The organism is Pseudomonas sp. GW460-12-10-14-TSB1, assembly GCF_017349775.1.
In the GTDB taxonomy this organism is placed as follows: Bacteria; Pseudomonadota; Gammaproteobacteria; order Pseudomonadales; family Pseudomonadaceae; genus Aquipseudomonas; species Aquipseudomonas piscium.
In genome coordinates, this window is the sequence record NZ_JACNAC010000019.1 from 1 (window position 1) to 15,130 (window position 15,130).

General features: G+C 63.1%; 16 protein-coding genes. 2 read left to right on the forward strand and 14 right to left on the reverse strand.

All coding sequences use genetic code 11. The features are described 5' to 3' along the window. Positions 1 to 18: 18 nt before the first annotated feature. From pcaC to pcaR, 11 genes are all read right to left on the reverse strand, one after another. Positions 19 to 411 carry a 4-carboxymuconolactone decarboxylase gene (gene pcaC, locus J4D52_RS13640; RefSeq protein WP_025806762.1) on the reverse strand — a complete coding sequence of 131 codons (393 nt, stop codon included), beginning with the start codon at positions 409 to 411 and terminating at the stop codon, positions 19 to 21. An 11-nt stretch (positions 412 to 422) separates the two neighbouring features. Further along, the gene (gene pcaD, locus J4D52_RS13645) at positions 423 to 1,223 is read right to left on the reverse strand and encodes a 3-oxoadipate enol-lactonase (protein ID WP_063428750.1); all 801 of its coding nucleotides are present in this window, start codon (positions 1,221 to 1,223) and stop codon (positions 423 to 425) included. An 11-nt stretch (positions 1,224 to 1,234) separates the two neighbouring features. Then, positions 1,235 to 2,599 (reverse strand): 3-carboxy-cis,cis-muconate cycloisomerase, encoded by a 1,365-nt coding sequence (locus J4D52_RS13650; RefSeq protein WP_063428748.1) that lies wholly within the window; start codon positions 2,597 to 2,599, stop codon positions 1,235 to 1,237. A gap of 47 nt (positions 2,600 to 2,646) precedes the next feature. Next, positions 2,647 to 3,942, reverse strand: a complete 1,296-nt coding sequence (locus J4D52_RS13655) for an MFS family transporter (protein WP_016702068.1) — start codon at positions 3,940 to 3,942, stop codon at positions 2,647 to 2,649. A gap of 200 nt (positions 3,943 to 4,142) precedes the next feature. After that, entirely contained in the window at positions 4,143 to 4,709 is a 567-nt protein-coding gene (gene pcaG / locus J4D52_RS13660) for a protocatechuate 3,4-dioxygenase subunit alpha (protein WP_063428747.1), read from the reverse strand. A 1-nt stretch (position 4,710) separates the two neighbouring features. Then, a complete protein-coding gene (pcaH, locus tag J4D52_RS13665) occupies positions 4,711 to 5,415 on the reverse strand; it encodes a protocatechuate 3,4-dioxygenase subunit beta (RefSeq protein WP_025806757.1) in 705 nt (234 codons plus the stop codon). Between the two features lie 29 nt (positions 5,416 to 5,444). Beyond that, positions 5,445 to 6,650, reverse strand: a complete 1,206-nt coding sequence (gene pcaF / locus J4D52_RS13670; RefSeq protein ID WP_172667003.1) for a 3-oxoadipyl-CoA thiolase — start codon at positions 6,648 to 6,650, stop codon at positions 5,445 to 5,447. Then, positions 6,647 to 7,429 carry a CoA-transferase subunit beta gene (locus tag J4D52_RS13675; protein ID WP_173678536.1) on the reverse strand — a complete coding sequence of 261 codons (783 nt, stop codon included), beginning with the start codon at positions 7,427 to 7,429 and terminating at the stop codon, positions 6,647 to 6,649. Before J4D52_RS13675 ends, pcaF begins: the two co-directional genes overlap by 4 nt. Further along, complete coding sequence (locus J4D52_RS13680; protein WP_009047400.1) at positions 7,426 to 8,283, reverse strand: CoA transferase subunit A; 858 nt, start codon at positions 8,281 to 8,283, stop codon at positions 7,426 to 7,428. Before J4D52_RS13680 ends, J4D52_RS13675 begins: the two co-directional genes overlap by 4 nt. Positions 8,284 to 8,596: 313 nt before the next feature. Beyond that, on the reverse strand, positions 8,597 to 9,943 hold the full coding sequence (locus tag J4D52_RS13685; protein WP_025806754.1) for an MFS transporter: 1,347 nt from the start codon (positions 9,941 to 9,943) through the stop codon (positions 8,597 to 8,599). 309 nt (positions 9,944 to 10,252) lie between these two features. Further along, positions 10,253 to 11,095: a pca regulon transcriptional regulator PcaR gene (gene pcaR / locus J4D52_RS13690; RefSeq protein WP_009047398.1), complete on the reverse strand. Its 843-nt coding sequence runs from the start codon at positions 11,093 to 11,095 to the stop codon at positions 10,253 to 10,255. 642 nt (positions 11,096 to 11,737) lie between these two features. Between pcaR and J4D52_RS13695 the strand changes: the two genes are divergently transcribed. Together J4D52_RS13695 and J4D52_RS13700 are read left to right on the forward strand one after the other, a co-directional pair. Then, complete coding sequence (locus J4D52_RS13695) at positions 11,738 to 11,938, forward strand: hypothetical protein (protein ID WP_009047397.1); 201 nt, start codon at positions 11,738 to 11,740, stop codon at positions 11,936 to 11,938. Positions 11,939 to 12,291: 353 nt separating this feature from the next. After that, positions 12,292 to 13,767: an inorganic phosphate transporter gene (locus tag J4D52_RS13700; RefSeq protein WP_025806752.1), complete on the forward strand. Its 1,476-nt coding sequence runs from the start codon at positions 12,292 to 12,294 to the stop codon at positions 13,765 to 13,767. A gap of 267 nt (positions 13,768 to 14,034) precedes the next feature. Here the strand turns inward: J4D52_RS13700 and ccoM are convergent, their stop codons facing one another. From ccoM to J4D52_RS13710, 3 genes are all read right to left on the reverse strand, one after another. Next, positions 14,035 to 14,151 carry a cytochrome c oxidase subunit CcoM gene (ccoM, locus tag J4D52_RS30645; RefSeq protein WP_007926603.1) on the reverse strand — a complete coding sequence of 39 codons (117 nt, stop codon included), beginning with the start codon at positions 14,149 to 14,151 and terminating at the stop codon, positions 14,035 to 14,037. A gap of 145 nt (positions 14,152 to 14,296) precedes the next feature. Further along, on the reverse strand, positions 14,297 to 14,455 hold the full coding sequence (locus J4D52_RS13705) for a hypothetical protein (protein WP_164485749.1): 159 nt from the start codon (positions 14,453 to 14,455) through the stop codon (positions 14,297 to 14,299). A gap of 230 nt (positions 14,456 to 14,685) precedes the next feature. Then, positions 14,686 to 15,033 (reverse strand): hypothetical protein, encoded by a 348-nt coding sequence (locus J4D52_RS13710; RefSeq protein ID WP_025806750.1) that lies wholly within the window; start codon positions 15,031 to 15,033, stop codon positions 14,686 to 14,688. Positions 15,034 to 15,130: the final 97 nt, after the last annotated feature.

A 15,130-nucleotide genomic window follows, 5' to 3' on the forward strand; every position in this document is an offset into this window, starting at 1 on the left:
TTTATAGATCGTGGATTATCAGCCGCGGGATTCGACGCCCAGTTCGTCCCACACCGACTCGGCCAGGTGGAAGGTCGCGTTGGCCGCCGGAATGCCGCAGTAGATCGCGCTCTGCATGATCACTTCCTTGATCTCGGCGCGGCTCACGCCGTTGTTGGCGGCGGCACGCAGGTGCAGCTTGAGCTCTTCGTTGCGGTTCATGCCGATCAGCATGGCGATGGTGATCAGGCTGCGGGTGTGGCGTGGCAGGCCCGGACGGGTCCAGATATCGCCCCAGGCGTGCCGGGTGATCATTTCCTGGAACTCCGAGTTGAACTCGGTCAGGGTGTTCAGGCTGCGATCGACATGGGCGTCGCCCAGCACCGCGCGACGCACTTGCATGCCTTCGGCGTAACGTTGTTTCTCGTCCATCGGGGGCTTCCTCAAATGTTCTGGTCAGCCAGCAGAAATGCCACGACCCGCTCGCTGAACGCAGGGCCGGCCTGGACGTTGGACAGGTGCGCCGCATGGAACTCGGCGTATTCGGCGCCGCGCACGCGCTCCTGAATGAAATGCCCGCCAGAGGGCGGCGTGACCGCATCTTCGGTACCGGACACCACCAGGGTCGGCGCCTCGATCGCCGACAGTTGATCGCGGAAATCCGCATCGCGCACCGCCGCGCAGTTGGCGGCATACCCCTGGGGCGAGGTGGCCGCCAGCATGTCGGTGATCAGCTTGGCCTGGTCCGGGTGCGCCGCGGCGAAGTCCGGGGTGAACCAGCGGGCGATCGAGGCATCGCGCAATGCGACCATGGCCGCCTGGCCATCGCGCAGCACGGTTTCGATGCGCGGGTTCCATACCGACGGGTCGCCGATCTTCGCTGCAGTGTTGCATACCACCAGCTTGTTCAGGCGCCCGCCGGCATTGATGCCCAGCCACTGGCCGATCAGCCCGCCCATGGACAGGCCGCAGAAATGCGCGCGCTGGATATGCAGCGCATCCAGCAGCGCCAGCACGTCGCGCCCTAACTGCTCGATGCTGTAGGGCCCTTCAGTGACCAGGGATTTGCCGTGGCCACGGGTGTCGAAACGCAGCACGCGGAAGTGCTTGGTAAAGGCCGAGATCTGGATGTCCCACATGTGCAGGTCGGTACCCAGGGAGTTGGACAGGACCAGCACCGGCGCATCGGCCGGGCCATCCAGTTGGTAATGCAGTTCGCCATCGGCGAGTTGTACGAATCCCACGGCAGTCTCCTTCAGGCGTTCAAGGCTAAATGTTCGGCCACGGCGCGCTCGACCCAGGCTTGTGCCTGGCCGAGGTAATGCGCCGGGTCCAGCAGGCGATCCAGTTCTTCCGCCGACAGCTCGGCGGTCACTTGCGGCTCATCCCCCAGCACCGCGCGCAGATGCCGTTGTTCGGCCACCGCACGCTTGCAGCACTGCTCCAGCAGATGGTGTGCGGTCTCGCGGCCCAGGCGCTGGGCCAGGGCGATGCTCACGGCTTCCGCCAGCACCAGCCCCTGGGTCAGGTCGAGGTTCCTGGCCATCCGCGCGGCGTCGACTTCCAGCCCGTCGACCACCAGCAGCGCCTGTTGCAAGGCGCCGGACACCAGGCAGCAGATCTCCGGCAGGGTTTCCCATTCGGCATGCCACAGGCCCAGGCTGCGTTCGTGCTCCTGGGGCATGGCGCTGAACATAGTCGCCAGCAGCCCGGGAACCCGGATCGCCGCGCCGATCAACACCGCCGCGCCCACCGGGTTGCGCTTGTGCGGCATGGTCGAGGAACCGCCCTTGCCCGGCGCCGACGGCTCGAAGACTTCCGCCGCCTCGGTCTGCATCAGCAGGCTGATGTCACGGCCGAGCTTGCCGAGGCTGCCGGCGATCAGGCCAAGCACCGAAGCGAACTCCACCAGCCGGTCGCGCTGGGTGTGCCAGGGCTGTTCCGGCAGGCTCAGTTGCAACTCCTCCGCCAGGGCCTGGGCAATGGGCAGGGCCTGCCCGCCCAGGGCCGCGAGAGTGCCGGAGGCCCCCCCGAACTGCAGCACCAGCAAGCGCGGCTTGAGCTGCGCCAGACGCTCGCGGCTGCGGGTCAGCGCCCCCAGCCAGCCGGCGATCTTCATGCCGAGGGTGACCGGCGTGGCATGTTGCAGCCAGGTCCGGCCGGCCATCGGGGTGGCGGCATAACGCTGGGCCTGCGCGGCCAGGATGCCGCCGAGGCGCGCCAGGTCGTTGTCGATCAGGCTCAGCGCATGCCGCAACTGCAGGACCAGCCCGCTGTCCATCACATCCTGGCTGGTGGCGCCCAGGTGCACATGACGCTCGGCGCTGGCATCGCTCTTGGCGATCTGTTTGCCCAGGGCCTTGACCAGCGGAATCGCCGAGTTGCCCGCGGTGGCGATGGCCTCGCCCAGGGCGGAAAAATCATAGAGCCCAGCCCGGCAGGCCGCCTCGATCGGCGCCACCGCCTCGGCCGGGATCACCCCGACCCGAGCCTCGGCCCGGGCCAGCGCGGCCTCGAAGTCGAGCATGGCCTGGACCCGGCCCTGGTCGCAGAACACCGCGCGCATATCGCGGGTGGTGAAGTAGGCATCGAACAGTTGGTTGCTCGCCGGTGTACTCATAAACAATCCTTTGGGGCGTGCGTCCGCGACAGACGCACGCGGACAGGTCAAAGATCGTGGTGCAGGTACGCCGCCTGTTTAGGCAGACGCAGGCTGAACAGGAAGGCAATCGCCATCATCGCCGTCACGTACCAGTAGAAGGTGTTTTCCATGCCCAGGGATTTCAGGCCCAGGGCCACGTATTCCGCCGAACCGCCGAATAGCGCGTTGGCCACCGCATAGGCCAGGCCTACCCCCAGCGCCCGCACTTGCGGCGGGAACATCTCGGCTTTTACCAGGCCGCTGATGGAGGTGTAGAAACTGACGATCGCCAGGGCCAGGGTGATCAGCACGAAGGCCAGGAACGGGCTGGTAACGGTTTTCAGGGTCAGCAGGATAGGCACGGTGCACAGCGTACCCAGCGCGCCGAACCAGAGCATCGAGTTACGCCGGCCGATCTTGTCCGCCAGCATGCCGAACAGCGGCTGCATGCACATATAAAGGAACAGCGCGCCGGTCATGATGTAGCTGGCAGTCTTGGCGTGCATGCCCGCGGTGTTCACCAGGTATTTCTGCATATAGGTGGTGAAGGTGTAGAAAATCAGCGAGCCGCCGGCGGTGTAGCCGAGCACGGTGACAAAGGCCTTGGAGTGATGCTTGAACAGCGCAGCCACACTGCCGGCGTCCTTGTCTTCACGCATTTCCTTGCTGGTGGTTTCTTTCAGCGAGCGCCGCAGCAGCAGGGAGATCAGGGCGGCGATGGCGCCGATCACGAACGGAATCCGCCAGCCCCAGGCCTTGAGTTCCGCTTCGTCGAGAAACTGTTGCAGGATCACCACCACCAGCACCGCCAGCAGTTGCCCGCCGATCAGGGTCACGTACTGGAAGGATGCAAAGAACCCGCGCTGGCCCTTGAGCGCGACTTCGCTCATGTAGGTCGCGGTGGTGCCGTACTCCCCGCCCACCGACAGGCCCTGGAACAGCCGCGCCATCAGCAGCAGCGCCGGCGCCCAGGCGCCGATGCTGGCGTAGGTCGGCAGGAAGGCGATGACCAAGGAGCCTGCGCACATCATCAGCACCGAGATCATCATGGAATTCTTGCGCCCGTGCTTGTCGGCCACCCGGCCGAACAGCCAGCCGCCGATAGGACGCATCAGGAACCCGGCGGCGAACACGCCGGCGGTATTGAGCAGTTGCACCGTGGGGTCGTCGGAGGGGAAAAACGCCGGGGCGAAGTAGATCGCGCAGAAGGCGTAGACGTAGAAGTCGAACCATTCGACCAGGTTGCCGGAGGAGGCACCGACGATCGCGAAGATCCTCTTGCTGCGTTCCTCGGTCGTGTAGTGACTGGTTAACGTTGTCATGGCTTTTCACTCTTTGGGGACGTGGTGAGTCTAGACATACTTTGTAACAGTCCCGTTCCGCAAGACGACCTTGGGGGGTGTCGGCCTATTCGGCCTTATCGCGAGCAAGCTCGCTCCTACAGGATGTGGGTCGATCACGATGCCGTGATTCAACTGCGGTCATGTAGGAGCGAGCTTGCTCGCGCTCCCCCCAGGCACACTCAATAATCGAAAAACACGGTTTCCGCGTCGGTACCCTGCAGGATCACGTTCCACTGGTAGTGACCCGGCGCATCCGCCTTGGCCAGCAGGGTGGCGCGACGCTCTTCGGGCACGCGGGCCAGCAGCGGATCGGCCGCGTTGGCCGGCTCGCCGTCGAAGTAGATGCGGGTCAGCAGGTGCTTGACCAGGCCCCGGGCAAAGACCAGCACCACCAGGTGCGGCGCCTGGGTCGAACCCTGCAGGCCAGGCACGCTGCCCGGCTTGATGGTGGTGAAGCGGAAACGCCCTTCCCCATCCACCGGCACCCGGCCGAAGCCCTGGAAGTTCGGGTCCAGGGCCTTGGCCTGATCGTCTTCCGGGTGGTCGTACTTGCCGACCGCGTTGGCCTGCCAGATTTCCAGCATGGCGTCGTTGACGAAATCGCCGTTGCCATCCACCACCTGGCCGCTGATCGCCACCCGCTCGCCGAGGGTCTCGGCCCGGGTCAGGTCTTCGCGGTTCAGCCAGGTCAGGCCGATGTGGTAGTAGGGGCCGACGGTGTGGGACGTGGTCGCTGTCAGCGTCATCTTATTTCTCCATCGGCGTGGCATCGCGGCCGCGCAAGACGATGTCCCAACGGTAGCCGAGGGCGTAGGACGGAATGGTTTTCTCCAGGTCGAAGCTGGCGATCAGGCGTTCCTTGGCGCGGGTGTCCGGCACGCAGTTGTAGATCGGGTCGTAGGCCAGCAGCGGGTCGCCCGGGAAATACATCTGGGTCACCAGCCGCGTGAGGATGCTCGGCCCGAACAGCGAGAAGTGGATGTGCGCCGGACGCCATGCATTGTGGTGGTTACCCCAGGGATAGGCACCAGGCTTGATGGTCTGGAACTGGTACCAGCCATCGGCGTCGGTGACGGTGCGCCCGGTACCGGTGAAGTTCGGGTCCAACGGCGCATCGTGCAGGTCACGCTCGTGGTTGTAGCGACCGGCGGCGTTGGCCTGCCAGATCTCCACCAGGATCCCCGGCACCGGCAGGCCGTTCTCGTCCAGCACCCGGCCGTGGATGATGATGCGTTCGCCCTGGGGCTCGCCGGCATGCTGGGCGGTCAGGTCGTTATCCTTGTCCTGCAGGTAATCGGCGCCGATGGTCGGGCCGGTGATTTCCGACAGCGAATGGGGCAGGAACACCAGCGGCTTGGACGGCGAGCGGGTGTTGGTGGATTTGTAGGCCGGGTGCAGGTACTCAGGCTGAGTACCTGGTTGCGGGCGCCGGTAACCGGGCTTGTCGGTCATGCTCGATCCTCGTTCTTATAAGAAGCGCGTCAGACGCGCTCGATGGCCAGTGCCAGGCCTTGGCCGACACCTACGCACATGGTCGCCAGGCCTTTCTTGCCACCGGTCTTTTCCAGGTGGTGCAGCGCAGTCAATACCAGGCGCGCGCCGCTCATGCCCAGCGGATGGCCGAGGGCGATGGCGCCGCCGTTGGGGTTGACCTGGGGCGCGTCGTCCGCCAGGCCCAGTTCGCGCAACACCGCCAGGCCCTGGCTGGCGAAGGCTTCGTTGAGTTCGATCACATCAAAATCGCTGACCGCCACGCCCAGGCGCTCGGTCAACTTGCGCACCGCCGGCACCGGGCCGATGCCCATCACCCGTGGCGCGACGCCGGCGCTGGCCATGCCCAGAACCCGGGCACGGGCGGTCAGGCCGTGCTTTTTCACCGCCTCGGCCGACGCCAGGATCAGCGCCGCCGCCCCGTCGTTGACGCCCGAGGCGTTGCCGGCGGTGACGGTCTTGTCCGGGCCGTTGACCGGCTTGAGTTTGCTCAGGGTTTCCAGCGAGGTATCGGCCCGCGGATGTTCGTCCTGTTCTACAACGGTCTCGCCCTTCTTGTGGACGATACGCACCGGGACGATTTCCTCGGCGAAGAACCCGGCGGCCTGCGCCGCGGCGGTACGCTGCTGGCTGCGCAGGGCGAACGCATCCTGGTCGGCGCGCGACACCTGATAATCATCGGCGACGTTGTCAGCGGTCTGCGGCATGGCATCCACGCCGTACTGGGCCTTCATCAGCGGGTTGATGAAACGCCAGCCGATGGTGGTGTCTTCCAGCTTCATGTTTCGCGAAAAGGCGGTGTCGGCCTTGCCCATGACGAATGGCGCGCGGGACATCGACTCGACGCCGCCGGCGATGGCCAGTTCCATCTCGCCGCTGGCGATGGCGCGGAAGGCGGTACCGATGGCATCCATGCCCGAAGCGCACAGGCGGTTGAGGGTCACGCCCGGAATGGTTTCCGGCAGCCCGGCCAGCAGCAGCGCCATGCGCGCCACGTTGCGATTGTCTTCGCCGGCCTGGTTGGCGCAGCCGAGGAACACCTCGTCCACCGCGCTCCAGTCCACCGACGGGTTGCGCTCGATCAGCGCCTTGATGGGCGCAGCGGCCAGATCGTCGGCACGGACTGTCGACAGGCCACCACCAAAGCGGCCGATGGGGGTACGAATGGCGTCACAGATAAACACTTCGCGCATCAGGCTTCTCCCGGGGTTTGGCCGTGGGCCGCGGCGGTGCGGGCTTCCAGGTCACGCAGGGCAGTCAATTCGATCTCGGTCGGCGCGGCGGTTTCCGCGACCTGCTCGGCGAAACGGATCGCCCAGCCGGTGGCGGCGACCACCTGCTCGCGGGTCACGCCCGGGTGCAGCGAGGTGACCACGAACTCATGGGTGCCGGCTTCCGGCTCCATGATGCACAGGTCGGTGATGATCCCCACCGGCCCGGCCCCTGGCAGGCCCAGGCGTTTGCGCGAATCGCCGCCTTCGCCGTGACCGACCGAGGTGATGAAGTCGAGCTTGTCGACAAAGGAACGCGACGACTGCTTGAGGATGATCAGCACGCTCTTGGCCGAGCCGGCGATCTCCGGCGCACCGCCGGCGCCCGGCAGGCGGACTTTCGGCTGGTGGTAGTCGCCGACCACCGTGGTGTTGATGTTGCCGAAACGGTCGACCTGGGCGGCGCCGAGGAAACCGACGTCGATACGCCCGCCTTGCAGCCAGTAGCGGAAGATCTCGCCGGTCGGCACCACGGTGTCCGCGGTCTCGGCCAGTTCTCCGTCACCGATGGATAGCGGCAGCACGCTAGGCTTGGCGCCGATCGGGCCGGATTCATAGATCAGCACCACGTCCGGCGACGAGGTCAGGCGCGCCAGGTTGGCGGCCTTGGACGGCAGACCGATCCCGACAAAACACACCGAGCCGTTCTGCAGGCGGCGGGCGGCGGCAACGGTCATCATTTCATTGGTGGAGTAAGTCATTATTTGGCCCCCGTTGCTGCGGCCAGCTTGGCCTGGAATTCGCTGAAGTCGGCGCTGCCGCGGATGTATTCGTTGATCCAGGCGGTGAAGGTTTCACGGTCGCGGGCGATCGGGTCCCAGGCCTGGTAGAAGATGTTGTCGCGCTCGGTGTAACCGTGGGCGTAGGACGGATGGGCGCCGCCCGGTACGTGGCAGACCGCGCTCAGGGCCCAGGTCGGCAGCACGCAGGCGTTCATCGGGGCGTTCAGGTCGTCGACGATTTCTTCCACGGTGACGATGCAGCGCTTGGCGGCCAGGGCAGCTTCCTTCTGCACGCCGAGAATGCCCCACAGCAGCACGTTGCCCTTGCGGTCGGCTTTCTGCGCATGGATCACGGTGACATCAGGGCGCACCGATGGCACCGCCGCCAGCACTTCACCGGTGAATGGGCAGGTCACGCTCTTGATCAGCGGGTTGACCTTCGGCAGGTCGGAGCCGGCATAGGCGCGCAAGACCGCGAATGGCAGGCCAGAGGCGCCCGCCACGTAGGCGTTGGCCAGGTCGGCGTGGCTGTGTTCTTCGATTTCCAGGGCGTGGGGCCATTGCTTCTCGACCGCGTCCCGCAGGCGATGCAGGGAACCCACGCCTGGGTTGCCGCCCCAGGAGAAAATCAGCTTGCGGGCACAACCGGCACCGATCAACTGGTCGTAGATCAGGTCAGGGGTCATCCGTACCAGGGTCAGGTCTTTTTTGCCCTGGCGAATGATTTCGTGACCCGCGGCCGTGGGGATCAGGTGGGTGAAGCCTTCGAGCGCGACGGTATCGCCGTCGTTGACGAACTGCTTCACCGCGTCGTGCAGCGAAAGGATTTCAGCCATGGAGGGATCTCCCGATTGTTATTGAGCGACTGGAAGAAAAAGGCGCAAGGGATGCGACCTGAGTGACTGAAGATTAAGCCGGGGGAAACACCCAAACAATCCGATAATCGACTGAGTGTTCGTTTATCGAACAGATTGTTGTCTGACTATCGATTGCGTCGTAGCCGCTGCCGCAGGCTGCGATAAGACCGAAGGCCTTCAATGATCCTGAGATCTTCGCGACCGTTCTCCGAACGCGGCCCGGGTCGATCGCAGCCTGCGGCAGCGGCTACAGGTACTCAGCGCTCCCTTCAGGAGCGCTTTGCTCATTCGATCAGGTCGCATCCGCATGGCTGACCATGCCCTTGATCACCACCGCCGTGGTCGCCAGCGCCGCCGGGATCACCAGCGCGGTCAGCACCTGCTCGAAGTTCCAGCCCAGCCCCAGCAGCGTGGCGCCCATCCAGGCCCCGAGGATCGCCCCGAAGCGACCGATGCCGAGCATCCACGACACGCCGGTGGCGCGGCCCTGGGTCGGATAGAAGCGCGCGGCCAGGGACGGCATCGCCGATTGCGCGCCGTTGACGCACATGCCGGCGACCAGCACCAGGGTCGCCAGCAAGGTGATGTTGCCCAGGCTTTGCCCGACCGCGTAGGCGAAGACCCCGGCCAGCAGGTAGAAGGTGCCGATGACCTTGTGCGGGTTGAAGCGGTCCATGGCCCAGCCCACCGCCACGGCGCTGAGCACCCCGCCGAACTGGAACAGCGCGCCGATAAAGGCCGCCTGCTCCATGCTCGCGCCGCTGTCGCGCATCAGGGTCGGCAGCCAGCTGGTCAGCAGGTACACGATCACCAGCCCCATGAAATAGGTCAGCCACAACAGCAAGGTGCCAGCGCTGTAGGTCCCGGAGAAAATCACCGCAAACACGTTGCGCGCCTTCACGGTCTTCTGTTCCGGCACGCTGAAGCTCGCGGCCTGGGCGACCGTGCCCGGCTCGATTGGAGCCAGGGCCTTGCGTACCTTGTCGGTGCCGCGATTGCGCACCACCAGGTAACGCGCCGACTCCGGCAACCAGGCCAGCAGCACCACTGCCAGGATCAGCGGCAGGACCCCGCCGATCAGCAGCAGGCTGTGCCAGCCGAACGCCGGAATCAGCTTGGCGGAAATGAAACCGCCGCCGGCCATGCCCAGGTTGAAACCACAGAACATGCTGGTCACCAGCAACGACTTGTGGCGCTCGGGGGTGTACTCGGAGAGCAGCGTGGTGGCATTCGGCATGCCGGCGCCCAGACCCAGGCCGGTGAGGAAACGCAGCACCAGCAACTGGTCGACATTGCTGCTGTAGGCCGACGCCAGGCTGAAGGCCCCGAACAGCAGCACCGCCCCCACCAGCACCACTTTGCGCCCGAAGCGGTCAGCCAGAGGGCCAGAACCCAGCGCCCCGAACACCATGCCGATCAGCGCCGCACTCATTACCGGGCCGAGGCTGGCGCGATCGATACCCCAATCCTGGGACAGCGCCGGCGCGATAAAGCCCATGGCCGCGGTATCGAGGCCATCGAGGAAGACAATCAGGAAACACAGGATCACCACCCGCCACTGATAGCGCGACAGCGGCTGGGCATTGATAAAGGACTGCACGTCGAGGCAGTTCCCTACAGCGGATTGAGGCTGGTTCATTATTTTTATTCCACGCGAAAAACGCAGGCGAACAGGTGCCAGCCAGGGCTGGTCGGTTCAGATCGAAAAGGGTCTTGCGGGATCAGGCCATCGGCAGGCGAAGGCGGGATAAAGGGGCGCGGCTGGGCGCGCGGGCGATGCTCATGGGGGTTGGCCTCTTCATTATTATGGGGTCGCCACGCGGCCATTGGAGAGGCAGTGCTCCAATGGCCGGATGACGCTGCCGCGACATTAATGAGGCAAGGGAAAGAGCGTCAATTCAGCAAGCGCGTATCTGTGCGTTTATCGAACAGCTTAAGCAGGCAGCCCTCAAGCGAACAGTTGGGCGCTGAGGTCGCGACTGGCGCTGAGCAGGCCCGGCAAGAAGCGCTGCTCCAGCTCGGCGCGGCTGACGCGGCCGGCATGGGTACTGACGTTGAGCGCGGCCAGCACCTGGCCCGAAGCGTCGTACACCGGTACGGCGATGGAGCGCAGGCCTTGCTCCAGTTCCTGATCGACGATGCACCAGCCCTGCTGCCTGACCTGTTGCAGGCATTCGAGCAGCGCCTCCGGCGTGTGCAGGGTACGACTGGTCTTGGCTTGCAGGTCGGCATGCTCGAGGTATTCGCGCAACGAAGCGTCATCCAGCGCCGCCAGCAGGATCCGGCCCATGGATGTGCAGTAGGCCGGCAGGCGTCCACCAACCGAGAGATCGACCGAGATCAGGCGCTGGGTGGTGGCCGAACGGGCAATGTACAGAATGTCGTCGCCTTCCAGGGTGGCCATGTTGCAGGCTTCGTGCAGTTGCTCGCTCATGCGGTCCAGGTAAGGCTGGGCCGACACCGCCAGCGGCGTGGAAGACAGATAGGCGTGCCCCAGCGTCAGCACCTTGGGCAGCAACGAATAGGTGCGGCCGTCGGTGGTGGCGTAACCGAGCTTGATCAAGGTGTGCAGGCAGCGGCGCACGGCGGCACGGGGAATCTCCGTGCGATGGCTGATCTGGGCGATGGTCAGATGGCGCTTGCGCTCCTGAAAGGCCTGGACCACTGCCAGGCCGCGAGCCAGAGAGGTCATGAAATCCGGATCACCCGTCAGCGCCTGAATCCGCTTGGCCGGCGAAGCGACAATCGGTGGCGCGGCGGAAGCGAAGGAATTACGCAATTGATCGTTCATTTCAGGTTCTCTGCGACGGAAGTCTGGCTTATTACAAGCCGTACTGGAAAGGATGCACAAGCCTGCACGGCCAACATTGGGCGATTATCGAACCGTCGACCGATAATCGCAATCCATCCCGGGAGCGCTGCCTGCCCGACGCGACTTTTTTCCGCCGCCAATAAAACTCTCATGCCATGTGTTAATTCGTGCAACTTGTCAGGCCTTGTTACAGAACTGCCGGATGACCACTCTCGTCATACGGATTAAAACTTTCGTGTAACAAAACCCTGATATCAAGTTGATGATTTTTAACTTATTGCCGATAGAGTTATTCATGGCCGCCGCTATAATGAGTAAAGTGATCACCGACGCTTTTCTGCATTCGGCAGTATCATCAGGTGCGTCCAGGCAAGTGACGCTTCCTGCAGCAAGCGCTTGACGCTCATTCCAATATGCCCGGCCAATGCGTTTGCAAAAAAGAAACTGTTGCTACGACAGCTGTTCTTATCCGGTGGCGTGGCCGCATGCAACAAGAAGCGGTTTAGCGAACCCCCATCGCACTCCTGGCTCCGTTAATCGAGGCGGGTACGAGGCGGTTTGATAAACCCGATCGAGGCAATGCGTATCGCCGGAATTATCTCAACTCAATTAGGTAACACTGTGACGAAAGACGAACTGCGCGCGGAACTTGAGCGCCAGGAACAACGTTACAAGGAAGTTTACGGAGGCGAAGTCACCACCTACGCCGCCCAGCCTGAACCGGAACGCAAACCTTGGCGCAAGCGCGCCAGCATTCTCGACCAGGCCTTTACCCAAGAACTGCAAAAGATGGAAAAAGAGCTCAAGGCAGAACAGCCGTGATGCTGTTCGCCTGAAGCTTTCGCATTGCTCGGTACCCTTGCGAACTAATGCCGATCGCAAGGCCGGGCAGGTGCCAGCCGCATTGCAGCGAATGGGCCTCAAGGACTCAAAAAGTGTCATGGAACTGAAATTTCATACAAGCGTTTGAGACGTTTGGCTGAGCATTGCGCCCCTGACCTTGAGGATGAGCCCCAGTAAAATCAATGGCTTGCCCATGCCCCGAAAAAAGGCATGGCCATTGGCCTGCCTCCGGCTTTTTCGTTGAAGAATGTTACCAACCAGCACCTAGTGCATCGATTACCAGGGTTTTCTGGCATAATCGCGCCCCCTTATGACCGGGTCAGAAAACCTTCATGATCGATTTATTCAGCGGACTGGATGCTTGGGTGCTTGTGAGCCTCTTGCTCGCCCTGGCTTTTGTCCTCGCCTACGAGTTCATCAACGGCTTTCATGACACCGCAAATGCGGTTGCCACTGTTATCTACACCAAAGCCATGCCGCCGCACCTGGCCGTATTCTTTTCCGGTGTATTCAATTTCCTCGGCGTGCTGCTGGGCGGCGTCGGCGTGGCCTATGCCATCGTCCATCTGCTGCCGGTCGAGCTGCTGATCAATGTCAACACCGGCCACGGCCTGGCCATGGTCTTCTCGTTGCTGGCCGCGGCCATCACCTGGAACCTGGGCACCTGGTACTTCGGTATTCCCGCCTCCAGCTCCCACACTCTGATCGGTTCGATCCTCGGCGTCGGCCTGGCCAATGCCCTGCTCAACGACATCCCGCTGGGCGATGGCGTGAACTGGCAGAAGGCGATCGACATCGGTGCTTCCCTGGTGTTCTCGCCAATGGCCGGCTTCCTGATCGCCGCCCTGGTGCTGATCGGCCTGAAGTGGTGGCGCCCGATCTCGAAGATGCACAAGACCCCGGAAGACCGCCGCAAGATCGACGACAAGAAACACCCACCGTTCTGGAATCGCCTGGTGCTGGTGATCTCGGCCATGGCCGTGAGCTTCGTGCACGGTTCCAACGACGGCCAGAAAGGCATCGGCCTGATCATGCTGGTACTGATCGGTATCGTGCCCGCGCAGTTCGTGCTCGACCTGAACAGCACCACCTACCAGATCGAACGTACTCGCGACGCTACCCTGCACCTGAGCCAGTTCTATCAGCGCAACCAGGACTCCCTGGGCGAGTTCCTGGCCCTGGGCAAAAGCGTGAAAGACGACCTGCCAGGCAAGTTCCGCTGCAACCCGCAGCAGACCGAACCGACCATCGAGGCGCTGCTGGGCACCCTCAAGGGCGTTGCCGACTATCACTCGCTGCCGGCCGAAAGCCGCATCGAAGTGCGTCGTTACCTGCTCTGCCTGGATGACACCGCGAAGAAAGTCGGCAAGCTGCCGCACCTTCCGGCCCGTGAAAAGGCTGACCTGGACAAGCTGCGCAAAGACCTGACCGCCACCACCGAGTACGCGCCGTTCTGGGTAATCCTGGCCGTAGCCCTGGCCCTTGGCCTGGGGACCATGATCGGCTGGAAACGTGTGGTACAGACCATTGGTGAGAAGATCGGCAAGCAAGGCATGACCTATGCCCAGGGCATGTCGGCGCAGATCACCGCCGCCGGCCTGATCGGCATGGCCAATATCTTCAGCCTGCCGGTATCGACCACCCACGTGCTGTCTTCGGGTGTGGCCGGGACCATGGTCGCCAACAAAAGCGGCCTGCAAAGCGGCACCGTGCGCACCATCCTGCTGGCCTGGGTGCTGACCCTGCCGGCGACCGTGGCGCTGTCGGCCGGCCTGTTCTGGCTGGCCTCGAAAGCCCTCGGGACCTGATTCGCTCAGCCCGCGACAAAAAAGGTGCGCCCCTCGGGTCGCACCTTTTTTTATGCCTGAAAGAAATGATCGGCTTCTGTAGGAGCGAAGTTTGCTCGCGATGGGCTGCAAGGCAGCCCTGAAACCTGGTTCCGCGTTTTACCTGGAGACCTGTATCGCGCAAACGGACGCCATCGCGGGCAAGCCTCGCTCCTACAAAACACGCAGGCAAAAAAAAGGGCAACCGAAGTTGCCCAAAATGCCTTGCGTGCTCGTTACCGGAAAGACTTAAGGTTTTTTGCGTTTATGCGCATCTTTCCAGATGAAAAATCCAAACCCAGCGAAAAACAGAACCATGAGGCCGACAGTCAGCACTCCGGCGATCACCACATTGTCGAAAAACATGACTGGCCTCCTGCTCTTGCCCTGTTGCGATGGGGCTAAGTTAACCAAAGAGGCGGCGGGGAAAATTGACCGGGGTCAATGGTCGCCCACGACAGGACGACAGGGAGGGGAAATAACTGACTTACATCAACAGATCGCGCCCGGTTCAGCGCTTTTTCGGCTTTTTCGGCTTCTTCTTCGGCTTGCCCAGGGGCATTGCCTGCTCGAATGCCTGGCGCACTTCATTCAGGCGCTTTTCCTTCAAGTCATGCACACGCTTGGTACGTTCGGCGTTCAGGTCGATCAGATTGTCGTCTTGGCTCATGGCGTTGGCTTGCATCATTCAGGTCAATGTCGACCGGAGCCTCTATATATAGATAGCGTGGCTGCGGCCCTTACGGGTTTGCCAATAATGCGGCGTGACGCGGCGGCTGACCAGTGATCGGCAGCTATTGAGCGCAATTAAAGGTGGAGGTCCGCCGTATTTGACCAGCATCGTGCGGATTGCGGCGTGTGACTCCTCGTCCTGCTGTTGCAGGCATTAAAGAGCGGTATCTAAACCTCGACGTCGACCCACAGCCCCTGGCGTGGCGCATCCTCTATCAGCGGCACCACCGGTACGGTGTTGTCGGCATTCAACTCGTCCCCGGGCACCGCCAGGTGCAGTTCGGGATCGTTCTCTGCCTCGGCTTCGCGCTGGCGTTTGTGCTTTTGCTGCTGGCGCTGCTGTTCTTCACGCAGCAGCAGCGCCGACTGTTCGGCATCGCGCTTTTGCAGGTCGATGGTGCTTTCGTTGGAACTCTGTTGCACCGGCACCACCGGCGGGATGTCCGGGCGCGGCCGGATCGGATCCTGCTGGGAGGTCACGGGCACGGCACTCAAGGGCAGCATCGGGGGCAGCATATAATTGGTCTCCTGTCGGCAGGCTGTCGGCTGCTGCGGGGGCGACTTGAGCCATCGGTCGCAAACTTGTGACCCAGTCGTCACCCGATAGTGCCCC